We start from the raw sequence: 22,511 nt of genomic DNA, 5'->3' as shown, positions 1-22,511 counted from the left end.
TATTAAGCGTAACTTAATATTACCTTTACGCCAACGTAAACTTTAGTACTAGTCTTTATGTTCGATTTCGAGAGTGTAAGCTATGAGTTACACTCCTTAGAGAATTTTTAAAAACTTGAATCATGATAGTCAGTAATCTTTGCTAGTCTAAAGAAAAACAACACTCACCAACTTTACGTTTACGTAAACTTCATGTAAGGTGAGTTTATAGAATAATAACGATGGCAAGGCAATGAATACAAAAGCAAGTCAAGCTCGATACTCGATAAGTGAACTATCTAAAGAATTCGACATAACAACCCGAAGCATACGCTTTTATGAAGATCAGGGGCTGTTGCATCCAAGTCGTAAAGGTCAAACTCGAATTTATAATCAAAGAGATAGAGTTAGGCTAAAGTTAATTCTGCGCGGTAAACGATTAGGTTTTTCCCTTGCTGAAACAGGAAGACTTTTTGAACTCTACGATGCAGACAAAACAAGTGTAACACAGTTGTCTACTATGATGGACCTCATCGCACAGAAAAAAAGTGATTTAAAGCAACAGCTTGAAGATATTAATGCCGTACTTCTAGAACTCAATGATCTGGAAAGTAATTGCCAAAACACATTAGCCAACATAACTGCTGAACAAAATTAAGGATACCTCATGATTTCACAATACAGCTCACTCAACTTTAATTTAGGCGAAACCGTTGAAATGATACGTGACACCGTAAATGCCTTTGCTCGAGACGAAATTGCACCAAGGGCGGCTCAAATCGATGAAGACAATGAGTTCCCCGCGGATTTATGGCGTAAATTTGGAGACCTAGGCCTATTAGGTATGACTGTCGATGAACAATACGGTGGTTCTGGTTTAGGTTATTTAGAACATATGGTTGCAATGCAAGAAATTTCCAGAGCTTCAGCCTCTGTCGGTTTAAGTTACGGAGCTATGTCTAACCTTTGTTTAAATCAATTAAACAAAAATGGTTCACATGAACAAAAAGCTAAGTACTTACCTAAACTTTGTACGGGTGAACATATTGGTGCGTTAGCGATGAGCGAGCCTAATGCCGGTTCTGATGTTGTTAGTATGAAGTTACGAGCTGACAAACAGGGTGATAAATATATTCTAAATGGCAATAAAATGTGGATCACTAACGGACCAGATGCCCATGTTTATGTTATTTATGCCAAAACCGATACTTCTGCAGGCTCTAAAGGGATCACAGCTTTTATAGTTGAACGTGATTTCCCTGGTTTTTCTCGACACCAAAAACTCGATAAGTTAGGTATGCGTGGTTCTAACACTTGTGAACTCGTGTTTGAAAACTGTGAAGTACCTGCTGAAAATATTTTAGGTGAAGAAGGCAAAGGTGTTCGTGTTCTAATGTCTGGCCTAGATTATGAACGTTTAGTTTTAACAGGTGGTCCACTTGGTATTATGGATGCTTGTATGGATCTTGTTGTGCCATATATTCATGACAGAAAACAATTCGGTCAATCCATTGGTGAATTCCAACTAATTCAGGGAAAAATTGCTGACATGTACACACAAATGAACGCAGCAAAAGCTTATGCGTATATGTGTGCACAAGCGGCAGACCGTGGTGAAACAACCCGTAAAGATGCTGCTGGCGTTATCTTATATTCTGCTGAGCTTGCAACTAAGATGGCTTTAGATGCCATTCAACTATTAGGTGGAAACGGTTATATCAATGAGTTCCCAGCAGGCCGTTTATTACGTGATGCTAAGCTTTATGAAATTGGCGCTGGTACTTCAGAAATTCGTCGTATGCTAATAGGTCGCGAATTATTCAACGAATCTAACTAATCAAATCGAGAGCTATATTTTTTATATAGCTCTCCACCAACTTGCTATTCCTATTGAAGGTTTTTTATTGTGGCTAAAATAATTTCTAAAATTAACACTCGCAGCCAAGATTTCATTGATAATGCTGCACACATGCAAAGTCAGGTTGATGACTTACGCGCTAAATTAAGTGATGTTAAACAAGGTGGTGGCGATAGAAGCCGTAAACGCCACACCGATAGAGGTAAGTTATTACCACGTGATCGAGTGAATGCTTTACTCGATAACGGCTCAGCTTTTCTAGAATTTTCGCAACTCGCCGCTTATAAAGTATATGAAGATAATGTGCCTTGCGCTGGTATTATTACTGGCATAGGCCGTGTTGGTGGTCAAGAATGTGTCATTGTTGCTAATGATGCTACCGTTAAGGGGGGGACTTATTACCCCTTAACCGTTAAAAAGCATATTCGAGCACAAACCATTGCTCAAGAAAATAACTTACCTTGTATCTATCTTGTCGATTCAGGTGGTGCAAATTTACCTAATCAAGACGATGTTTTTCCTGATAAAGAGCATTTTGGTCGCATATTTTTCAATCAAGCTAATATGTCGGCACAAAGTATTCCACAAATAGCAGTAGTCATGGGATCGTGTACTGCCGGTGGTGCATACGTACCGGCTATGGCAGATGAATCAATCATTGTTAAGGAGCAAGGTACAATTTTCTTAGCGGGCCCTCCATTAGTAAAAGCTGCAACAGGTGAAGTAGTTAGTGCAGAAGATTTAGGTGGCGCAGATGTTCATTGTAGAACCTCTGGTGTTACTGACCATTATGCTCAAAACGATCATCACGCGTTAGAGATTGCTCGCAGTGCGGTAAGCAATTTAAACCGAGAAAAACCTGTTTCTATTAAATTCGAAGCCATTAGCGAACCGGAATACGATGGCAGTGAAATTTATGGCATCATTCCAAAAGATACTCGCCAGCCTTACGATGTGAGAGAAGTTATTGCTCGTATTGTCGACGGGAGTAACTTTGATGAATTCAAAGCCCTTTATGGCAATACTCTAGTCTGTGGTTTTGCCCATATTTATGGCTATCCTGTCGGTATCGTTGCGAATAACGGTGTACTTTTTGGTGAATCCGCTGAAAAAGGCGCTCATTTCATACAACTTTGTGCCCAGCGCAAGATCCCATTAGTTTTTTTACAAAATATAACCGGCTTTATGGTAGGTAAACAATATGAGTCAGGTGGTATTGCAAAGCATGGCGCCAAAATGGTTACCGCAGTAGCAACTGCACAAGTCCCCAAATTTACCATTTTAATTGGTGGCAGCTTTGGTGCAGGTAACTATGGTATGTGTGGTAGAGCTTATGATCCTCGCTTTTTATTTATGTGGCCTAATTCGCGTATTTCTGTCATGGGCGGCGAGCAAGCTGCTGGGGTAATGGCACAGGTGACTCGAGATAAAAAAGAAAAACTAGGAGAAAGCTGGAGTGAAGAAGAAGAGCTACAGTTTAAAAAGCCCATTATGGAAAATTACGAGCATCAAGGTCATCCTTATTATGCCTCAGCTCGTCTATGGGATGATGGCATTATTGATCCTGCCGACACTAGACACGTTCTAGGCCTAGCCATTTCTGCATCACTTAATAAGCCAATTGAAGATACCAAGTTTGGTATCTTTAGAATGTAGGTGTCCATGACTAGTCAACAAAATAACAAAGTGCTACTACACATTGATTCGCAAGGTGTAGCCACAGTTACGTTAAATAACAGTGAAAAACATAACGCTTTTGATGATGATATTATCAAGCAGTTAACTGATACTTTTCAATCACTTGCCGAAAGAAATGATATTAGGGTTATGGTGCTTGCCTCTGAAGGAAAAAGCTTTAGTGCTGGTGCAGATCTTGGCTGGATGAAACGCATGGCTGGCTATTCTTATGAAGATAATTTAAAAGATGCCAACGCCTTAGCTAACATGTTAAAAGCATTAAATTTTCTACCAATGCCAACCATTGCTAAAATTCAAGGCGCGGCATTTGGCGGTGCTGTAGGCCTTGCTAGTTGCTGCGATATTGTTATTGCTAGTAACAAAGCGAGCTTTTGCTTAAGCGAAGTCAAGCTTGGCCTCATTCCCGCAACAATTAGTCCCTATGTGGTTTCAGCAATCGGCTTAAAAGCCGCCAGACGCTACTTCCAAACAGCCGAGCGATTTTTTGCCGATAAAGCATTGCAATTAGGTTTGGTTGATGAGGTAGTTGAACCAGACTTGCTCTCAAATGAAGTGGATAAAATGATTGCTACCTTGTTAGCAAATGGCCCTCAAGCGATGCAACAAGCAAAACAGTTAGCTTTTGATGTTGCATATAAAGAGGTCAATCAAACGCTACTAACTGATACTAGTGAAAGAATTGCCAACATTAGAGTCTCTGATGAAGGTCAAGAAGGTCTTAAAGCTTTTTTTGAAAAGCGCACAGCAAATTGGCACCTTGGCGCTAATGATAAAAGGAATAATTAAATGTTCAGTAAAATATTAATTGCCAACCGTGGCGAAATTGCTTGTCGTATTATCAAAACTGCCAAAGAAATGGGTGTGCTTACCGTCGCTGTGTATTCAGATGCCGATCAAGATGCACTGCACGTTCATATGGCCGATGAAGCTGTTTATTTAGGTCCTTCTCCTTCAAGAGAAAGTTATCTTGTTGCTGATAAAGTCATTGAAGCCGCAAAAATGACTGGCGCCCAAGCGATTCATCCTGGCTATGGATTTTTATCAGAAAATGCCGATTTCTGTCGAGCGTGTGCCCAAGAAAATATTACTTTTATAGGACCGCCAGTTGCAGCAATTGAAGCGATGGGGTCAAAATCAGCGGCAAAATCCATCATGGAAAATGCCAATGTGCCATTAGTTCCTGGTTACCATGGTGATGATCAATCTGCTGATGTCATCAAAGCTGCCGCTGATGAAATGGGCTATCCGGTATTATTAAAAGCAACAGCCGGTGGTGGTGGTAAGGGCATGCGCCAAGTTTGGAGTGAAGCAGAATTCAATGAAGGTTTAGCCGCAGCTAAACGAGAAGCTATGTCTTCGTTTGGTGATGACACGATGCTCGTTGAAAAGTATTTAACCCAACCTCGTCATGTAGAAATTCAAGTCTTTTGTGATAACCATCAAAATGCCGTGTACTTATTTGAACGTGATTGTTCAGTGCAGCGTAGACACCAAAAGGTTATAGAAGAAGCACCTGCATTTAAAATGAGTGAATCATTACGTGCGCAGATGGGTGAAGCTGCAATAAAATCAGCACAAGCGATAGGTTATCAAGGTGCAGGAACGGTAGAATTCCTTCTTGATGTTGATGGCTCTTTCTATTTCATGGAAATGAATACCCGTTTACAAGTTGAGCACCCTGTCACTGAAATGATTAGTGGACAAGACTTAGTTGAATGGCAATTACGTGTCGCTGCAAATGAACCATTACCCAAAAAACAAGCTGAACTCGTATTAAATGGCCATGCATTTGAGGCTCGTATATACGCAGAAGATGCAAACAACGACTTTTTACCTGCTACAGGTAAATTAGCTTTATTAAAAACCCCCATAGAAAGCAAGCATGTTCGGATAGATACCGGTGTTAGACAAGGCGATGAAGTCAGCGTTTTTTATGATCCTATGATAGCTAAGCTAATTGTATGGGATGAAAATCGTGATAAAGCATTACAGCGTCTCGCAAAAGCACTAAGTGAATATCGTATTAATGGCGTCACCACAAACATTGACTTCCTTTATAACTTAGCGACGTCCAAACCTTTTTTAGATGAAGATATTGATACCGGCTTTATCGAAAAAAATAATGATTTAATTTTTCATAAAGACAGTCAATCTCTAGCAAATGAGCTGCCCATCGCAGCCTTGTATTTAGTGCTATCTTTACAGAAAAAATCGAGTGAAGCGGCAAACTTAACGACAGATCCAAACTCGCCTTGGCATTTAACTAATGCATGGCGACTTAATGAAGCTCACCTGCATCAATTAACCTTAGCTCATAATGAGATTGAATATGATGTGTCTGTTGAACAAAAAAGACAAGGCACTGACAGTTATTACCTTATTAATATCAGTAATGACAATAAAGTAATACAAAGCGTTGATTGCCAAGGTGAGATCTACAATGATTTGATCACGGTTAATATCAATGGTCATAGAAGTCAAGCCACTGTCTCACATGTTGAAAACAACTTAAGTATTTATCGTGAAAATGGTGTCTTTAGCTTCAGTCACATATTACCTGACTGCGGTAACCTTGACTCACAAGATGCCAACGGCGGCTTAACAGCGCCGATGAACGGTACCATGGTCAGTATACTTGTTGCCTCTGGTGAGCAAGTAGAAAAAGATCAAGCCTTAGTAATTATGGAAGCGATGAAAATGGAACACACAATCAAAGCACCAAGCGCTGGCACAGTCGATGAAGTATTTTTCAATGCAGGTGATATGGTGGATGGTGGTGCTGAATTATTAGCTTTCACTCCAACCGAGGACTCTTAATGAACCATTGCAACATCAATAAGTTAGCAAACTTACCAAATAGAGTAAAAATTGTTGAAGTTGGTCCTCGCGATGGTTTGCAAAATGAAAGCATACCCGTTAGTGCCCGAGACAAAGTTACCCTAATAGAAAAACTGGCTCAAGCAGGTGTCAGTTATATTGAAAGTGGCAGTTTTGTATCCCCAAAATGGGTGCCTCAAATGGCAACCTCTAGTGAAGTATTTCAAACTGTTAACCGCAATGCGTCAGTCACTTATGCCGCATTAACACCCAATATGAAGGGTTTTGAAGCAGCAATGGCTGTTAATGCTGATGAAGTTGCCATATTTGGCGCAGCTTCTGAAAGCTTTAGCCAAAAAAATATCAATTGTTCAATTGATGAAAGCCTTGAACGTTTTCAGCCTATTATGGCTGCAGCTAATAAAGCAGGCATAAAAGTGCGCGGTTATGTCTCATGTGTACTAGGTTGCCCTTATGAAGGAGACATTTCAGCAGAGCAAGTTGCTGATGTTGCTGAAAAACTATTCAAAATGGGTTGTTATGAAATATCGCTTGGCGACACTATTGGTGTTGGTAACCCTGCCAGTGTAACTGAAATGATACGCGCTGTGAGCGCCCGAGTGCCAAGAGAAAAACTCGCTGTTCACTTCCATGATACCTATGGGCAGGCGTTAACTAACATTTACGCTGCATTACAAGCAGGGATATCAGTCGTCGATAGTGCTATTGCAGGCCTTGGCGGCTGTCCTTATGCTAAAGGCGCATCAGGTAATGTTGCTACAGAAGATGTAGTGTATTTATTAAATGGCTTAAATATTGAAACAGGTATCGATTTTGATTTATTGCTTGAAGCAGGCTGGCTTATCAGTGAGAAGCTCAAAAAGCCACCAGTTTCAAAGGTTTCTAATGCCTATTTTGCGAAAGCAAATGGCTAATCACAGCAGTTAACACTAAAAATTAATATAACAAGCTGTTAGTAATAATATCGATTAACAGTTGAATACAGACTTAACGAGGAGAAAAGTATGGCCGGATTTGACAAAGTAGTGTCAAGCTACGAAGAAGCCATGGCAGGTTTATCAGACAATATGACCGTAATTTCTGGTGGCTTTGGTCTATGTGGTATTGCAGAAAATCTAATTAATGAAATACAACGTAAAGGGACTAAAGGCCTAACCTTTGTTTCTAATAACTGCGGAGTTGATGATTTTGGTTTAGGTATATTATTGCCAAATCGCCAAATTAAAAAAATCATTGCCTCTTACGTTGGCGAGAATGCTGAATTTGAACGCCAGATGATGGCAGGCGAACTTGAAGTGGAATTAACACCGCAAGGTACTTTAGCAGAAAAAATGCGTGCCGGTGGTGCTGGTATCCCTGCTTTTTTCACTGCTACAGGCTATGGAACTCCCGTTGCAGAAGGCAAAGAAGAAAGACAGTTTAACGGTCGTGATTACATTCTAGAAGAATCAATAACTGGTGATTTTGCCATTGTTAAAGCGTGGAAAGCCGATAGATACGGAAACTTAGTATTTAGAAAAACAGCCCGTAACTTTAACCCTCTTGCCGCTACCGCAGGAAAAATTACCGTCGTTGAAGTGGAAGAAATTGTTGAGCCTGGAGAATTAGATCCCGATCAAATTCATACACCGGGAATATATGTTGATCGATTAATCCAAGGTACGTTTGAGAAACGTATTGAGCAACGTACCGTTAGACCTAGTGATACAGAGGCATAGGAGAGAATAATGGCTTTATCAAGAGAACAAATAGCGCAACGTGTTGCTCAAGAACTTCAGGATGGATATTACGTTAATTTAGGTATTGGTATTCCAACATTAGTGGCGAATTATGTGCCACAAGGCATGGAAGTGATGTTGCAATCTGAAAACGGATTGCTAGGCATGGGACAATTTCCTACAGAAGAAGAAATAGATGCCGACCTAATAAATGCTGGTAAGCAAACGGTAACAATGGCAACTGGCGCCTCAATTTTTGACTCGGCAGAATCATTTGCCATGATCCGTGGCGGACACGTTGATTTAACTGTTTTAGGAGCATTTGAAGTAGACGTTAATGGCAATATTGCTTCTTATATGATCCCAGGAAAGCTGATTAAAGGCATGGGCGGAGCAATGGATCTTGTTGCTGGCGCTGATAACATAATTGTTACCATGACACACGCGTCAAAGCATGGTGTATCTAAGCTCTTATCTAATTGTAGTTTGCCATTAACAGGTAAAGGTTGTATTAAAAAAGTATTAACTGATCTTGCCTTAATAGAGATAAAAGAAGGTAAGTTCCACCTACTTGAACGAGCTCCTGGGGTATCAGTAGAAGAAATTAAAAACCTCACAGAAGGTGAGTTAGTCGTTTCAGGCGATATACCTGAAATGACTTTTTAGTAAAGTTACTTTTGATTGCCCAAGCTTTAATAACTAAAGTTTGGGCATTTTTATCCACACTCTCTGGTTGACCTGTCACAGTAAACCTTGCCATAAAACAATTACTTGTACATAATTTCGCCACACCAAAACAAAACAAAATTCAATATACAATATCCAAAGATAGCGTTACCCCTTGTCATACTTGCATTTTTAGCAAAGTTTAGTGATAATTAAAATTGACAAAGAAAAGGCAAAACCTGTGAAAGCAGGCGACGCAAAACCACCGGCCTAAGGTGTTTATGAATTTTGTTTACTTAATTTGTAATTGACTATGGCAGCGGAGTTACCACGTTCAAGGTACATCCCGTGGTTTTTTCTTTTATTAACTCAAGTATTATATAAGGTTACTAAAATGAAAAAATTATTAATAGCTTCTACTATCACTGTTTTAACTTTAACGTCTGTTGTATCGACGCCTCAGGCACAAGCGGCTAACATTGCTCAAAGCATATGTGAGTACGTGGCTGCCGATGACAAGAAACGCATGCGTTCATTTTTAAAGACGAATAAATTAAAAATTCGTCGTATCTTCGATGGTATTCAGTGTAATGGTCAGAATTTATTAGAGTTTGCTGCGGCTTCTGGTGCTGTTGAAACAGGTTCTTTGATGATTTCTAAATTACCAAAGAAAGTTGTTTCAGCCAATTTAGCTTCAATTCAAACTGGATCGCAACCATTGATTGATGCTGCTAACGCTCGCGTTAGTAGTTAATTATTGCATATAGGCACAACTACTTACCCAAATTATTTTATATAATAGTGATAAGTTAGAAGGTTTACTTGTTAATAATTCAATGTCATTTAAAAAAGCCAGCATTAGCTGGCTTTTTTTTCGTCCCGTGACTTCTTCCTTAGTGAAACTAGAAAAGTTTTCAAAAACATCATACACTTACATAGGAAGCTTTATTTTCGAGCGCTAATACTTTTTCATGATACTTCAATAAAAAGATCATATATGACGAGAAAACGCAATTATCTTGATAGTAAGAATGCACTTGTACTCACAGGAGGTGGCGCAAGGGCTGCTTATCAAGTGGGCGTTCTAAGTGCCATTGCAAAATTTGTTCCTAGGAATCATGGTATTCCCTTCCCTATCCTTTGTGGAACTTCTGCAGGTGCTATTAACTCAACAGCTCTTGCTTGCTATGCTTCTTGCTATCATTTGGGCGTTAAGAAACTAGAGTGGGTATGGAAAAATTTCAATATTGAAAGTATTTATCATTGCGAAGCAACAAAAATAATCAGTCACATCAGTTTAGGCATGCTAGCTAGCTTTCAGGCTGATTACGCCAACAAAAAACCCAGAAGTTTATTAAACAATGCGCCTTTGAGGCTATTACTCAATAAAATGCTAGATTTTCAACGCATTGATAATAATATTTTAAGGGGCTATTTATCTGCTGTTTCTGTAACAGCGTCAAGTTACAGTAACGGCGATTCAATTAGCTTTTATCAATCGGTTGATGGTACAGAGCCTTGGCAAAGAGTTAAAAGACGCGGAGAGGCTACGCAATTAAACACAGAACACCTTATGGCATCTTCAGCTATACCAATGGTTTTTCCTTCTGTTAAAATTAAAAATCAACACTTTGGAGATGGCTCAGTACATCAGCTATCACCACTTAGTCCAGCTATTCATTTGGGCGCTAAACGCATATTTGTGATTGGTGTTGATCAACCCAAAGAACCGCTACACGCGAATGAAAACAACCCTCACCCACCAAGTTCAGCCACTATTGCTGGGCACTTATTAGACTCAATTTTTGCTGACACTATGCATAGTGACTTAGAAAGAATGAGAAGAATAAACGATACCCTAACGTTAATTCCAGAAGAAATAAGACAAGAAAATGACGGGTTACAACACATCGACAGTTTTGTACTCAATCCAAGCCATGATTTTAATGCGATAGCCGCCTCTTTTTATGATGACATACCTATGTCAGTCAAACTTTTATTACGTAGCATTGGCATTGGAAATGATGCTGAATCGAGTATTGTCAGTTATTTACTATTCGATAAAAACTTCTGTAGCGAACTTATTAAACTTGGTTTTAATGATGCGCTAGCAAAAGAAAAAGAAATCAGAGATTTCCTTTTCTTTAAATAGAAATGTTCGCATTTACTGGGTTAATGCCCTTCTTGTAAATATCGCTCAGCTCGTTCAACTCTTCTAGGTTTACCTCTAAGAATCAAGGTATCTTGAGGTAACAGCTCCATTGTTAAATCAGGCGACTCATATTCTGTATCATTTCTTCTCAGTGAGATGATAAAAACTCGTCGACTTTCTAAATCTAACGATTGCAGTGTTTTCCCGCATGCAAAAGAGTCATCAGTCAAAATGATAGCATGAGCAAATTCAATTTTATCAATACCAGAAGAACTCATATCAGTGTGCTCACCTTGAAAGAAGCCATGTAAATGATTGTAATGATTCTTACGCTCTTTTTGTACACGCCTCATAATACGAGAGAATGGCACACCTGATAACGAAAGGACTTGAGAAACGAGCATTAAACTCCCTTCAAGGCTCTCTGGAACCACTTCATTTGCTCCGGCGCTTTGTAATACACTCAGTTGGTCATCATTACGGGTTCTCACTAAAATAGGTACAGACTCTGACATTGAACGTACTTTTTGAATAACTTCTACAGATTGTTTATCTTCACCAAAAGCGATTACCACTAATTTAGCTTCAGCCAAGTATGCTGCATTAAGTATTTCTGTTTTTCGCGATGAACCGAACAATACATTTTCCCCTGCATCTCGGGCCTTGCGTGTTCGTAATGGATCGATATCAATTGCGACAAAATCAATGCCTTCTTGTTTTAGAAAGCGACTTACCGTTTGCCCAATTCGACCGAAGCCACAAATTATTACATGATTGTTCAGTGTTTTATTGTCAGGTAATGATTCTAAATCATGCTCATCAGATACTTTTTCTTGGCTTAAAAACAAAGACCAAGACCTAGCATGGTCAATCATATATGGCGTAATTGCCATACTGAGCACACCCGCACCTAACAGCATAGAGGTGACATCTACTGGGATTAATTGACTATTGTTAGCTAAAGCAATCAACACAAAACCAAATTCGCCCATTTGGGCAAGCATTAGCCCAGATGCCCAAGCATCCTTAGTTGACTCACCTGCTTTAACGGCTAGCATTTTTACAATAATCACCTTTACAGTCATGAAGCTAATCATTAATGCAATCAAAGAAAATGGCGATGACAATAATAAACTGACATCTAGTTTCATACCGACGGTAATAAAAAATAGACCTAATAAAATATCTCGATATGGCCTAATATCGGCTTCTAATTGATACTTGTATTCGCTCTCGCCAAGCATCATACCCGCAAGAAACGCACCTAAAGCCATTGATAGTCCAAACCATTGTGTGAAAGCTGAGGCTAGTAGAGTGACGAGCAAAGTGGTTAAAACGAACAGTTCATCTGTTCTTACCTGAGCTATGACATTAAACACTCTCGGTAATAACCACTTACCAATTAGCATAAGTAATACAACAACAACCACCCCTTTAACCATTGCCAGCATCAGCGCCAGTAGCATAGAACTGTCGCTATCTTGTGCAAGCATAGGAATGATAATAAGCAAAGGTACAACAGCTACATCTTGAAATAACAGAACGGCCACTGATAATTGACCCGATTTTCGGTTCATCGCTCCCGTTTCACTTAGTTGTCTAATAACAATAGCAGTTGAAGATAATGCTAAAATACTACCGACAACAAAAGCCGCGCTAAAACTTAAGCCAAAAAACATTGAAGCAATTAAAAAGATGAGAAGTGATATACCTACTTGCATACTGCCCACTGATAGCACCAAGTGCCGCATGGCAACAAGCCTAGGCAAAGAAAACTCCAACCCTAAAGTGAACAGTAAAAAGACAATACCTAACTCAGCGAAGTGATCATAATCAACTTGTTCTTGAGCAATATCTAAACCGTGCTGACCAACTAACATACCTGCGACAAGGTAAGCTAAAATTGCGGGTAACTTTAATCGGCGAAATAACCAAACGACAATTACGGCACTAGTCAAAATAGCAAGAATTTCAATATGTCCGGTCACAAAACATCCTTAAAGGTTCATAATGAAAAGAAAAATAAGCGATAAGCGGCAATGCATTGCCACTTTGCCGCTAAAGTAAATCCATATCCTAGTGGTTTTGAGAAATTGCCACCTACAGTCAATAAAATGACAATTTGCAGCTTCACCACGCTTTGAATAATATTGACAATAATAAAACGATTAATCAATCAGTTAAAAGAAAACATTCAATATTTATTTTATAACATACCAGTCAAACACCTTCATCCCCCCTGGTGGCACACATTTTGCTTTTTAACTAGCGAATAAGCTGTAAGCGATGCAAGTGAGGTTATAACATGCAAACATTAAATGTACTTGATAATAGATTTTCACCATTCAATACTTTTAGCACTTTATCAGCAGATACCTTGACTGCTGATGCTCTTGCCGCTCAAAACTTTATTGACAGTAAAAAGTTAACCAAACGAAATACATTATTAATTATTGAGCAACTGCAAACGACCCTTGATTTAGATGAACTGTTAACTATTTTCGCAAGAGAAGTCGCTCGATACCTTGATTTTTCTGGCTTATATTTCAAATGTCCTTCAGTAAGTAAAACCTTAAGGGGTAGTAGAAAAGCCAAAAAAGAGCGTCAGTTTCAATTAAAAATCAACAATGATTATATAGGTACACTTACCTACAGTATAAACGCACCAATCAGCATTGCTAATTTTAAAATCCTTGAACAATTACATCAATGTTTGTTACATCCATTGAAAAATGCTGTCGCCTATCACCAAGCAATGCAACTAGCCATGCAAGATGCACTAACGGGTTTAGGTAACAGGCGGTATTTTGACGAACAATTAAAACGAGCTATGCATAATGCCAATAGACATCATAGTTTAGTGGGATTAGTACTGGGTGATTTAAACAAATTTAAAGCGATTAATGATAATTACGGTCATCCCACTGGCGATAAAGTATTAATAGAGTTTGCCAATATCTTAAGGACTTGTATACGTGACTCTGATAGCTTATTCCGGTTTGGTGGTGATGAATTTGCCATAATAGTTGAAAATGCAAATGAAGATGCATTAGCTATTATTGAGCAAAGAGTTTTACAAGCTTTGCCTGAAAATGTATTACTCGCTAAATATAAACTGGGCTGTAGTTTAGGGAGCACATTTATTAATAGAGCTGATGATGAGCACAGTTTTTTTGAACGAGCAGATCAAGCCTTATATAGAAAGAAAATGAACATGTCACACAGGCTCTCAGTGGTATAACTCCACTAATGCTCAGCAATAAACGCTGCGAATGCGCTTTTACGCTCGTCTGGAGTACTGCCAACAAGTAACCGACAAAATCTCACTGCATGAGAAAACTGTTGCTGTACTTGTTGGTTGTTTTCTTCGAACTTATGATTAATGCGGTGGCTTAAATGGTGAAAAACAGCCTTAAAAAAAGCCTTTTCTAAAAAGAATACCTTTGCATAATGAGTTATCGCTTCTTCGACGCTTGGGTAAAGCACTCCATCAAACATAAACTGTTCAACAGAGTGAATTGGCTCAATAACAATACCATTTACCACTAATGGCCAACCTTGAAAACTCACTCTGGTTTTAGCAACTTCATACATAAACCAAGCACTTTGCTGAAAACCAGCAAAATTGCCCCCTTCAAATTGACTTTCAGCCAATAATTGTGGTGTCCAGTTAATGCCGATAGCAAGATCTTTTCGATATTGTTTTAATAAAAACTGCTTAACTTGTAAGTTAACTTGCCAAATATTATCTACTTGGCACTTAAATGCCACTCGATAGCACTCAGTGCAACTTGGCACAGACAGTCTTGCATGTGAGCAATTAAATACTAAATGCACTCCTTCATCAAATTCACTTGCATTTTTTAATGGTGGAAAGACAAAATGATTGGAATATGGCTCTCCACAAAACCAACATTGATGTCTATTTTCAAAAGGCGTTTCGCACGGAAAAATGGTGGCATCGTTTATTGTTTTCATCGCAAATAAGCACGAAAGTGGTGCTATCTTTTCTTTTTGATTTTACTATTATATTTACTGCTACTACGGGCTACTTTATTTTTTTGACTCGCTTTTTTCTTCATCCCTTTCTTTGCAATAGCTTGATTTTTCTCTTGCGTAGCTCGATACCTGTTTTTGCTTTCTCGTTTTAACGTTTTTTCTTGGTATTCAAGCGCTTCGTTACGATTAAATTCATAGCCTGGGACAATAATACGCTCAAATTTTCGTTTAAGTAGCTCTTCAATATTTTCTAAGAACTTTTCATCTTTAGGGCTCACTAAAGAAATCGCGGTACCAGACTTTCCTGCTCTTCCTGTCCTTCCTACACGATGGACATAATCCTCAGCTAAAAACGGCAAATGAAAATTAACAACATAAGAAAGGCTATCAATATCTAAACCACGAGCAGCAACATCAGTAGCAACAAGCACTCTTACACTACCTTCAGTAAATTGCTCCAACGCTTTATTTCTCGCACCCTGTGCTTTATCTCCATGGCATAAAGCGACTTTAATACCATCAAGCTTTAACTCTTTTGCTAATATATTGGCACTTTCCTTTGTACCAGCAAACACTAAAACTTGCTGCCAATTATTTACCCCAATCAATTCAGACAATAACTCGCGTTTTCTTGCTTCACTTACCCAGTACACTGCCTGCTTTACTTTGCCTGAAGTACTATTTTGTTTAGCAACACTCACCGTTTTAGGTGTAATTAATAATTGATTAGCAAGTGATTTGACCTTTTCAGAGAAAGTTGCTGAAAACATTAACGTTTGGTGTTTATGTTTAATAGACACCATGAGCTTTTCAATGTCTGATAAAAAGCCCATATCTAACATTCGATCGGCTTCATCTAAGACTAAGTACTTAACTTGAGCGAGATTTACATTTCTTAGTGATAAGTGCTCTATCAAGCGACCTGGGGTAGCGACTAAGATATCAACGCCCTGTTTCAACGTATTACTTTGCGAAGTCATTTTTCCGCCACCATATATGGCAGTACATTTTATCGGCATAAACTCACTGTAAGTCTTGATGTTGTCAGCCACTTGAATCGCTAATTCGCGTGTAGGAGTTAATATAAGCGCTCGAATATTATGTTCTGTACGCTTTTCTATATTGTCCGTTACATCAAGATTTGTTGATAAATGAGTACTTTTAGTCGATTTTGATTTTTCACTAACAATACTATCGATAATGGGTAAGGAAAATGCGGCAGTTTTTCCTGTGCCAGTTTGAGCACTCGCCAATAAATCATGCCCTTTACGAATTAATGGGATCGCCTTTTGCTGTATTGGAGTTAAGTTTTTATAACCGCACGCTTTAACCGCTTTCAATAAATCAGCCGATAAACCAATTGCATCAACACTCATAATACCCCCAAGAACTTCACAAACCACTAAATTAAGGTTGCGGATTATAATACAAAGCGTGACAAAAAGCAGAATTATCCTTTGTTTTACCAAAGAGGAACTTTAAGAATTTCTACTAATATCCTAGCAAAAATATAAAAACAAAAAGGCTACCGAAGTAGCCTTTATAATTATTAGTTGACTAATAGTATTTCTATTGATGCGAAAATTATTTTTAATGAGTGACTTTAATTCTTTCCAGCATTTCAGAAGTATCTAACGTTGAGTTTGGTCCCATTCTAAAATCAAGCTGTACAAGCTGATCTTTATGGTAAGCATCGCTTGACTCATACTTCCATTGGCGTAAAGCAATTTTAGCTACTTTATCAAACACACCTTTTGGAAGAGCTTTAACTACACTCACATTTTTAACATCGCCATCAGCATTGATATCAAACTTTAATACCACTGCACCTTCAATACCTTCTTGAGCCGCTTGCTTTGGATATTTAGGCTCTATTCTCACCTTAGGGTAAACTCCCAATTCTTTATTACCATGATAGCCAGATTCACCACCACCTAAGTTGCCTGCAAAACTCGCTGCTGATAACAACGATATTGATAATGCTGAAACAACAGCTAAAGTGACACTACTACTTTTAGTTGCATGCTTTATGTGCTTTAAGCGTTCAAACATAATTTTCTTATCTCCATATTCATAAAATGATAGCTGAGCAAAACTTAATGGTGGCGTGGCCTCTGCCGCTACTAGTAATGCCTTGCTATAAGTAATCCTGCTCTCTGTTTGTTTGCGCGCTAAAACAGTTTGATCACAGGAAAGCTCTTGATCTCGACGAAAGCGAAAATAGCTCAGCCAAACCAAGGGATGGAACCAAAACAGCGTAATAAAACTAAACGCTAATAAGTTCCAATAAATGTCATTGCGATCAAAATGACAAATTTCATGTTGCAAAATTAATTGCTGTTGTTCTGTAGAGTAAATATCTTCAAAGTCTTCTGGAATAACCAACTTTTGCTCAAATAAGCCAACAAGCATAGGGCTGTGCACATGGCTACTTCGATATATGGTTAAACCTTTAGGCAAAGTGATTCGAAAAAGCTGACTTCTCACTTTGCTTAACTGTAAGTTTTTATTAAATTTAAAATGACTGATAAAGGCAGTTATGATTAAGAAAGCACTAACAACTATCCAGACTAAACTCAACCAATCAATATGTTCAACCTGCTCTAATGCTAATTTTGGAATAGTTAGGTATTGGCTAAACTCACTTTGAGCAGCGTTTGATACGCTAAACACATCAACTGGAATATTAAACAGCAACAAGGCTAACGGAATGATCGCCCAAAGTGCATAAGTGCCTTTTGCACCAAGCCTTTTCAACAACTGATTATGACTACATAGAGCGAGTGACAATAGTACAGTCAATGGATATATTTGTGCGGCAAGAAAATCAATCATTCTCTTTCTCCCATTGCGAAATTATTTCCTTTAACTGAGAGATATCTTCTTTTTTTAGCTCTTGGTTTTTAGCAAAACCCGCTATAAGAGGAGAAACGCGTCCGCTAAATAACCTTTCTATTAAACTTTTACTTTCATATTGGGTATAAGCTTCTTTTTCTATCAGTGGAAAATACAGATACTTCCTCTGTTCCTTTTGAAAACCTACAGCTTCCTTTTTAACAAGTCGATTGAGTAATGTTTTAACCGTTTTATCATGCCAAGGTTTTACTACATTTAATGTACTGATAAGATCATTTGCTGAAGCCGGATACTTTTCCCAAAGCGCGCTTAATACTTCAAACTCAGCTTTACTTATCTCTTTCATGTGCCATTCCTAGTTTTGATTTCTCAAGTTTTGATTGTTATCAGAATACATTTATTCAATAGCTGTAATCAACAAAAACGATTACAAGCGTAATCAATAAACATAAGATTACACTCGTAATCATAAAAGTCAATCATCTTTTTATTATTAATTCGAATTCTATTTCTCAATTTTTCAGCTTTTTAGTTATGCCAATAAATATTTACCCATGGATTGTGCATATATGTTTATAATGAAGTTAGGGATAGTTTTTGCTTAGAACTATCAGCTAGGTGTTGGGGAAATCACTTGATAAAAAGCGTTTTATTCATTCCTTTTCAATTTATCCTTTTCTTCATTCCATATTGTTTTGCTGAACAAGGAGTTAGCTCAACTAAAATTAAATTAGGCATGTCCAACGCTCTAACGGGGCCTGCCTCTCAGCTGGGTAATGAGTTAAAAGCTGGCTCTATGGTCTACTTTAATAAAATAAACCAAAAAGGTGGTATACATGGTAGAAAAGTAGAGTTGATCAGCCTAGATGATGGCTATGAGCCGGTAAAAACTATTGCCAATACTCACCAGTTAATCGCTAAGCAAGTCTTTGCACTTTTTGGTTACGTTGGAACACCGACGTCACATGCGATTCTTTCTATCCTAAAACAAAAAAATATTTTATTTTTAATGCCATTTACTGGTGCTGATTTTCTCAGAACACCAGTAAAGTCAAACATCTTTAATTTAAGAGCCAGTTATCAACAAGAAGCAAAGTTACAACTAGAGTATTTGATTAAGCAAAAAGGCTATAAAAATATCGCCTTAGTTATTCAAGCCGATGAGTTTGGTTTAGCTGCAGAGAAGTTTTTTTTACGCTATTTAAAGGATTATAAACTAAGCCCAGTAGTAACTAGTCGCTACCGAAGAAACAGTGATGATATCTCAAAAGTACTTTCAACAATAAAACAGCAAAGTGTTGATGCAGTAATTTTTGTTGGCACATATCAACCATTAGCTAAGTTAATTAATAGTGGTCACGAACAAGGGGTAACCCCTTTTTACACCACACTCTCTTTTATCTCTAGTAGCGATTTATACAGCCGGTTAAAGCATAAAAGCCGAGTCATGGTATCAGAAGTTATGCCTGAACCTGCAAATTGTTCTTGGAAAGTATGTTATCAATTCATGGCTGACATGAAAAAAGCAGGGATAGCACACCCTAACAGGGTTCAATTAGAAGGGTATTTAAATGCTTTCATATTTACTCAAGTAGCCAAAAAATGTCAGGTTATGTTAACTAAAACCTGCTTTATTCAGGAGTTTGAAAGGTTTTCTCTCAAAAAGGAAATTTTGCCAGTACGATACTCAAGTGAAAGTCATCAAGGTCTTCAACAATTATATATGTCTTTAAGTCAATCGGCTTTACTCGAAGAAAACTAACTCAACTTATCTTTTTCTTTTACTTTACTCGCACTAACCGACCAAGTTTCAAATACAGCAGCACTTACCACTAGGCAACCACCAATTAAAGAGATTATGCTAACCCGCTCTTGCAGTAACAAGAAGGCTAAAATACTACCGTACAGAGGTTGTAGGCAAGAAATTAGACCAGCGGTTGTTGCAGATAGATGACGTAAGCTAGAAGCAAATAATGCATGAGGTGTCGCCGTAAACACCACTCCTACCAACACAATCAACCACCAATCCTGTTGACTAACTTGAGAAACAGGCACTTCCACAAACATGAATAACATCACAAAAGCGACAAACGTTTGATAAAACATAGTGTGAGGGCCAGAATAATGAGAGAAGTAGTTTTTATGGACGATATTTCTTAAAGCAAAAAATGCAGCTGAAATGATTCCGGTAATTATGCCTAAGGTCGTTTGATTGCCCAAATTCACTTCAGGAATTAACAGGAAAATGCCTAAAACAACTATCACAGCAATACCAATATCTTTCAGCTTTGGCCTCTTTTTGCTAAACAGAGGTTCTAAAAATACTGTAATCACAGGGTAGGTAAAAAATGAAATGATACCTATTGTTACCCCTGCCATTTGCATACTAGCAAAATATGTTACCCAGTGAATACCAACAACCATGCCTAAAAGTATCGCCACACCATACTCTTTTTGATTTGCTAAGGTGAGCTTTTTCCCTTGAGCAACTAATAAAATAAACAATGCAATAAAAGCAATAGCTACTCGATAAACGGTTATATCAAGGGCGGGAAGTTGAATTAATTTAGAGAAAAGTGCAGTGCCACCAAAAAGTAATACCGCGGAGTGTAAATAAAACAGGCTTTGCTGTTGAGCTTTCATAATGGTGGCTTACCCATAAAACAAATAAAAAATTGCGAGTCTAAAGCGTTAGTCTAAATCGTTAATAGCCCAAGTAACTATATGATCTTCAAACTTATCTAGGCTAACCTCGTCGTCCTTAACTATTTTCCCTCTCACAGACATACCGGCTTTATGCATTGCTGACTTTTTCCCTTTGTGTAGTAAGGGATGCCATGATGGGAGTCCACGTCCTTCTTGAATGCGACGATAAGTACAACTTGGGGGCATGAAGAACACCCCTTCGATGTTATCTTGAGTAAGCCTGACGCAATCAGGAACGAGTTTAGTGCGCTGTTCATATTTAGTACATTGACAAGTTGTCTCATTTAACAAGTAACAGGCAATATTTGAATAATATAAGCTTTCACCTTGCTGGATATGATCTGTTGGCAATAATGTAACTTCACTATCAGCTTTATCATCATCGATAAAAGTGTGTAAACAACATTTAGCACAACCATCACACAGTGATTCCCATTCATCCCGACTCATCTCTGACAATGTTTTCGTTTGCCAAAATGGCTCGACTTGCAAGGTATTAACAGGTTTCCTAGATTTTTTCTTTGTCATGGGGGGATCTTATTTAACAGGAGGAAATTTAATGCGATCAGACAAATGCCCAACCGAACTAACAAAATAATAAGATAAATTCCAATGCATTAAGCTTTTGTAATTGTTGTAAGCTAAATAAACACGACCATTTTCATCATCAGGAAATACCAGTGCCGCTTTTATATCAACAGTGGGCAAATTTGTACCATCACTTCTTCTCACGCCCAAGGCTTGCCACTCAGCAAGTGACTTCTCAGTTTTAGCCCACGCTTTCAACCAGTTTTTTCGACTACCAGTATTTTTAGGGATGGCTAAAGAGGTATCAAAACCTTCAGGGAGCTTTACTTGGCGGCCCCAAGTTAACTCATCACTCCAACCTTCTTTTTGCAGGTAATTAGCCATTGAAGCAAACACATCTGCTTGGTTAGTCCAAATATCTTTTTTACCATCGCCATCGCCATCAACAGCGTAGGCTAAGAATGAAGTCGGCATAAACTGGTTTTGCCCCATAGCACCAGCCCATGAACCTTTCATTTTTTCAATACTGATATGCCCTTCATCTAATATAGTTAGCGCAGCAAACAATTGCTTTTTAAAGAAAGCCTCACGGCGACCTTCGTAAGCTAAAGTGGTCAATGCAGAAATCACATTATAATTACCCATAATTTTGCCAAAATTTGTTTCAAGTCCCCATAATGCAACGATAAAACGAGGTTGAACATGGTACTCTTCACTCACTTTAGTTAATAAATCATAATGTTCTTTATATAAAGTACGAGCTTTTTTAACTTTCCAGTTAGGTACTCGCTTAGGCAAATATGTGTCTAACGTTTCAACTTTTTCAGGCTGACTTCTATCGGCTTTTACCGCACGTTTATGAAACTTAACTTTTGAAAAGCTACTATCAACCAGCGCTCTATCATAACCGAGCGTAAGCGCTTCCTCTTTCAGCAAACTAACGTATTGAGCAAACCCTTCATCGGTTAGTACTTTTTTACCCGTTGCTGCAAGCACTGGGTTACTCGCTGTTAATAAGGCAAACATAGCAAGAGAAATATAAGTAATTTTCTTCATCATATTATTCTTCCCCTTGCTCTTTCTCAGCTTTCATTGCGGCTTTATGCTCTTTAAGCAAATCTTCTACAGGAGGTGGCAATTGCAGGTAGAAGCCTTGTTCTTCTAGATTACTTCTCACTTTATCTATATCTGCCATACCAAGCTTATCTTTGGTGGCCAAATTAACAATAGTTACTAAAGTGGGCGTACCAAATGTAGTCATTAGCGCCTCTGGCACCGATGAAAAATCATCACGTTTTTTAATAAATAAATAAGTTTGCTGTTTTTTGGGACTTTTATAAATTGCGCATAGCATAATGGAGACCTATAGAAATATTTATAAGGGCATACTAGAAAATAATATGAATAAAATGTTGTCTGATAAACAATATACCATGAGCTGAGAATGATGTTCAGTGATTTATTGTTACCATTTCACTAAACCATATTTTGATAAACATTCAACATATCTGGT

21 protein-coding genes and 1 riboswitch are annotated in these 22,511 nt (G+C 38.2%); of the genes, 12 read left to right on the top strand and 9 right to left on the bottom strand.

Annotation, left to right across the window (positions count from 1 at the left end; translation table 11 throughout):
• Window positions 1-232: 232 nt before the first annotated feature.
• From EPA86_RS16755 to EPA86_RS16710, 10 genes are all read left to right on the top strand, one after another.
• Entirely contained in the window at window positions 233-637 is a 405-nt protein-coding gene (locus tag EPA86_RS16755; RefSeq protein ID WP_140605538.1) for a MerR family transcriptional regulator, read from the top strand.
• A gap of 9 nt (window positions 638-646) precedes the next feature.
• Window positions 647-1,816: an isovaleryl-CoA dehydrogenase gene (locus EPA86_RS16750; protein WP_140605537.1), complete on the top strand. Its 1,170-nt coding sequence runs from the start codon at window positions 647-649 to the stop codon at window positions 1,814-1,816.
• A gap of 69 nt (window positions 1,817-1,885) precedes the next feature.
• The gene (locus EPA86_RS16745; RefSeq protein ID WP_140605536.1) at window positions 1,886-3,493 is read left to right on the top strand and encodes a carboxyl transferase domain-containing protein; all 1,608 of its coding nucleotides are present in this window, start codon (window positions 1,886-1,888) and stop codon (window positions 3,491-3,493) included.
• Between the two features lie 6 nt (window positions 3,494-3,499).
• Window positions 3,500-4,321, top strand: coding sequence for an enoyl-CoA hydratase/isomerase family protein (locus EPA86_RS16740; RefSeq protein ID WP_140605535.1), 822 nt, complete (start codon window positions 3,500-3,502; stop codon window positions 4,319-4,321).
• Window positions 4,322-6,352 (top strand): acetyl/propionyl/methylcrotonyl-CoA carboxylase subunit alpha, encoded by a 2,031-nt coding sequence (locus EPA86_RS16735; protein ID WP_140605534.1) that lies wholly within the window; start codon window positions 4,322-4,324, stop codon window positions 6,350-6,352.
• Window positions 6,352-7,287, top strand: a complete 936-nt coding sequence (locus EPA86_RS16730) for a hydroxymethylglutaryl-CoA lyase (RefSeq protein WP_140605533.1) — start codon at window positions 6,352-6,354, stop codon at window positions 7,285-7,287. The genes EPA86_RS16735 and EPA86_RS16730 overlap by 1 nt, the downstream gene beginning before the upstream one ends.
• 90 nt (window positions 7,288-7,377) lie before the next feature.
• A complete protein-coding gene (locus EPA86_RS16725) occupies window positions 7,378-8,091 on the top strand; it encodes a CoA transferase subunit A (protein ID WP_140605532.1) in 714 nt (237 codons plus the stop codon).
• Window positions 8,092-8,100: 9 nt separating this feature from the next.
• Window positions 8,101-8,757 carry a 3-oxoacid CoA-transferase subunit B gene (locus EPA86_RS16720; RefSeq protein WP_140605531.1) on the top strand — a complete coding sequence of 219 codons (657 nt, stop codon included), beginning with the start codon at window positions 8,101-8,103 and terminating at the stop codon, window positions 8,755-8,757.
• A gap of 221 nt (window positions 8,758-8,978) precedes the next feature.
• A riboswitch (cyclic di-GMP riboswitch) is annotated at window positions 8,979-9,090 on the top strand.
• Window positions 9,091-9,151: 61 nt separating this feature from the next.
• Window positions 9,152-9,511 carry a DUF3718 domain-containing protein gene (locus tag EPA86_RS16715; RefSeq protein WP_140605530.1) on the top strand — a complete coding sequence of 120 codons (360 nt, stop codon included), beginning with the start codon at window positions 9,152-9,154 and terminating at the stop codon, window positions 9,509-9,511.
• A 243-nt stretch (window positions 9,512-9,754) separates the two neighbouring features.
• The gene (locus tag EPA86_RS16710) at window positions 9,755-10,909 is read left to right on the top strand and encodes a patatin-like phospholipase family protein (RefSeq protein WP_140605529.1); all 1,155 of its coding nucleotides are present in this window, start codon (window positions 9,755-9,757) and stop codon (window positions 10,907-10,909) included.
• Window positions 10,910-10,929: 20 nt separating this feature from the next.
• Here the strand turns inward: EPA86_RS16710 and EPA86_RS16705 are convergent, their stop codons facing one another.
• The gene (locus tag EPA86_RS16705; RefSeq protein WP_140605528.1) at window positions 10,930-12,897 is read right to left on the bottom strand and encodes a monovalent cation:proton antiporter family protein; all 1,968 of its coding nucleotides are present in this window, start codon (window positions 12,895-12,897) and stop codon (window positions 10,930-10,932) included.
• A 317-nt stretch (window positions 12,898-13,214) separates the two neighbouring features.
• On the opposite strand from EPA86_RS16705, the gene EPA86_RS16700 reads away from it, so the two are divergent.
• Window positions 13,215-14,150: a GGDEF domain-containing protein gene (locus EPA86_RS16700; protein WP_140605527.1), complete on the top strand. Its 936-nt coding sequence runs from the start codon at window positions 13,215-13,217 to the stop codon at window positions 14,148-14,150.
• Between the two features lie 5 nt (window positions 14,151-14,155).
• Here the strand turns inward: EPA86_RS16700 and EPA86_RS16695 are convergent, their stop codons facing one another.
• The 4 genes from EPA86_RS16695 to EPA86_RS16680 all read right to left on the bottom strand — a co-directional run bounded on the left by EPA86_RS16695 (window position 14,156) and on the right by EPA86_RS16680 (window position 18,110).
• On the bottom strand, window positions 14,156-14,887 hold the full coding sequence (locus tag EPA86_RS16695; RefSeq protein ID WP_140605526.1) for a hypothetical protein: 732 nt from the start codon (window positions 14,885-14,887) through the stop codon (window positions 14,156-14,158).
• A gap of 23 nt (window positions 14,888-14,910) precedes the next feature.
• Window positions 14,911-16,284: a DEAD/DEAH box helicase gene (locus tag EPA86_RS16690; protein ID WP_140605525.1), complete on the bottom strand. Its 1,374-nt coding sequence runs from the start codon at window positions 16,282-16,284 to the stop codon at window positions 14,911-14,913.
• A gap of 214 nt (window positions 16,285-16,498) precedes the next feature.
• Window positions 16,499-17,743 (bottom strand): M56 family metallopeptidase, encoded by a 1,245-nt coding sequence (locus EPA86_RS16685; RefSeq protein ID WP_140605524.1) that lies wholly within the window; start codon window positions 17,741-17,743, stop codon window positions 16,499-16,501.
• Window positions 17,736-18,110 carry a BlaI/MecI/CopY family transcriptional regulator gene (locus EPA86_RS16680; RefSeq protein ID WP_140605523.1) on the bottom strand — a complete coding sequence of 125 codons (375 nt, stop codon included), beginning with the start codon at window positions 18,108-18,110 and terminating at the stop codon, window positions 17,736-17,738. Before EPA86_RS16680 ends, EPA86_RS16685 begins: the two co-directional genes overlap by 8 nt.
• Before the next feature lie 288 nt (window positions 18,111-18,398).
• Between EPA86_RS16680 and EPA86_RS16675 the strand changes: the two genes are divergently transcribed.
• Window positions 18,399-19,526 carry an ABC transporter substrate-binding protein gene (locus EPA86_RS16675; RefSeq protein ID WP_140605522.1) on the top strand — a complete coding sequence of 376 codons (1,128 nt, stop codon included), beginning with the start codon at window positions 18,399-18,401 and terminating at the stop codon, window positions 19,524-19,526.
• Here the strand turns inward: EPA86_RS16675 and EPA86_RS16670 are convergent.
• Genes EPA86_RS16670 through EPA86_RS16655 form a run of 4 tightly spaced genes read right to left on the bottom strand, consistent with a single transcriptional unit; the run spans window position 19,523 to window position 22,352 of the window.
• Entirely contained in the window at window positions 19,523-20,407 is an 885-nt protein-coding gene (locus tag EPA86_RS16670; protein ID WP_140605521.1) for a DMT family transporter, read from the bottom strand. The genes EPA86_RS16675 and EPA86_RS16670 overlap by 4 nt on opposite strands.
• A gap of 48 nt (window positions 20,408-20,455) precedes the next feature.
• Complete coding sequence (locus EPA86_RS16665) at window positions 20,456-20,998, bottom strand: YcgN family cysteine cluster protein (protein ID WP_140605520.1); 543 nt, start codon at window positions 20,996-20,998, stop codon at window positions 20,456-20,458.
• A 9-nt stretch (window positions 20,999-21,007) separates the two neighbouring features.
• Window positions 21,008-22,057: a lytic murein transglycosylase gene (locus EPA86_RS16660; RefSeq protein WP_211664956.1), complete on the bottom strand. Its 1,050-nt coding sequence runs from the start codon at window positions 22,055-22,057 to the stop codon at window positions 21,008-21,010.
• A gap of 1 nt (window position 22,058) precedes the next feature.
• Entirely contained in the window at window positions 22,059-22,352 is a 294-nt protein-coding gene (locus tag EPA86_RS16655; RefSeq protein ID WP_140605519.1) for a YcgL domain-containing protein, read from the bottom strand.
• Between the last annotated feature and the right edge of the window lie 159 nt (window positions 22,353-22,511).

Origin of the sequence: Litorilituus lipolyticus (assembly GCF_006439335.1) — a bacterium.
Lineage (GTDB): Bacteria > Pseudomonadota > Gammaproteobacteria > Enterobacterales > Alteromonadaceae > Colwellia > Colwellia lipolytica.
The sequence above is the reverse complement of the archived record's forward strand: the minus strand, read 5'-3'. Positions and strand labels throughout refer to the sequence as shown.

Coding starts and splice junctions, on each gene's coding strand:
- EPA86_RS16715 (WP_140605530.1), top strand. CDS start 9,152: ATGAAAAAATTATTAATAGCTTCTACTATCACTGTTTTAACTTTAACG.
- EPA86_RS16665 (WP_140605520.1), bottom strand. CDS start 20,998: ATGACAAAGAAAAAATCTAGGAAACCTGTTAATACCTTGCAAGTCGAG.
- EPA86_RS16655 (WP_140605519.1), bottom strand. CDS start 22,352: ATGCTATGCGCAATTTATAAAAGTCCCAAAAAACAGCAAACTTATTTA.
- EPA86_RS16725 (WP_140605532.1), top strand. CDS start 7,378: ATGGCCGGATTTGACAAAGTAGTGTCAAGCTACGAAGAAGCCATGGCA.
- EPA86_RS16720 (WP_140605531.1), top strand. CDS start 8,101: ATGGCTTTATCAAGAGAACAAATAGCGCAACGTGTTGCTCAAGAACTT.
- EPA86_RS16710 (WP_140605529.1), top strand. CDS start 9,755: ATGACGAGAAAACGCAATTATCTTGATAGTAAGAATGCACTTGTACTC.
- EPA86_RS16755 (WP_140605538.1), top strand. CDS start 233: ATGAATACAAAAGCAAGTCAAGCTCGATACTCGATAAGTGAACTATCT.
- EPA86_RS16690 (WP_140605525.1), bottom strand. CDS start 16,284: ATGAGTGTTGATGCAATTGGTTTATCGGCTGATTTATTGAAAGCGGTT.
- EPA86_RS16700 (WP_140605527.1), top strand. CDS start 13,215: ATGCAAACATTAAATGTACTTGATAATAGATTTTCACCATTCAATACT.
- EPA86_RS16740 (WP_140605535.1), top strand. CDS start 3,500: ATGACTAGTCAACAAAATAACAAAGTGCTACTACACATTGATTCGCAA.
- EPA86_RS16660 (WP_211664956.1), bottom strand. CDS start 22,057: ATGATGAAGAAAATTACTTATATTTCTCTTGCTATGTTTGCCTTATTA.
- EPA86_RS16695 (WP_140605526.1), bottom strand. CDS start 14,887: ATGAAAACAATAAACGATGCCACCATTTTTCCGTGCGAAACGCCTTTT.
- EPA86_RS16750 (WP_140605537.1), top strand. CDS start 647: ATGATTTCACAATACAGCTCACTCAACTTTAATTTAGGCGAAACCGTT.
- EPA86_RS16680 (WP_140605523.1), bottom strand. CDS start 18,110: ATGAAAGAGATAAGTAAAGCTGAGTTTGAAGTATTAAGCGCGCTTTGG.
- EPA86_RS16670 (WP_140605521.1), bottom strand. CDS start 20,407: ATGAAAGCTCAACAGCAAAGCCTGTTTTATTTACACTCCGCGGTATTA.
- EPA86_RS16685 (WP_140605524.1), bottom strand. CDS start 17,743: ATGATTGATTTTCTTGCCGCACAAATATATCCATTGACTGTACTATTG.
- EPA86_RS16735 (WP_140605534.1), top strand. CDS start 4,322: ATGTTCAGTAAAATATTAATTGCCAACCGTGGCGAAATTGCTTGTCGT.
- EPA86_RS16730 (WP_140605533.1), top strand. CDS start 6,352: ATGAACCATTGCAACATCAATAAGTTAGCAAACTTACCAAATAGAGTA.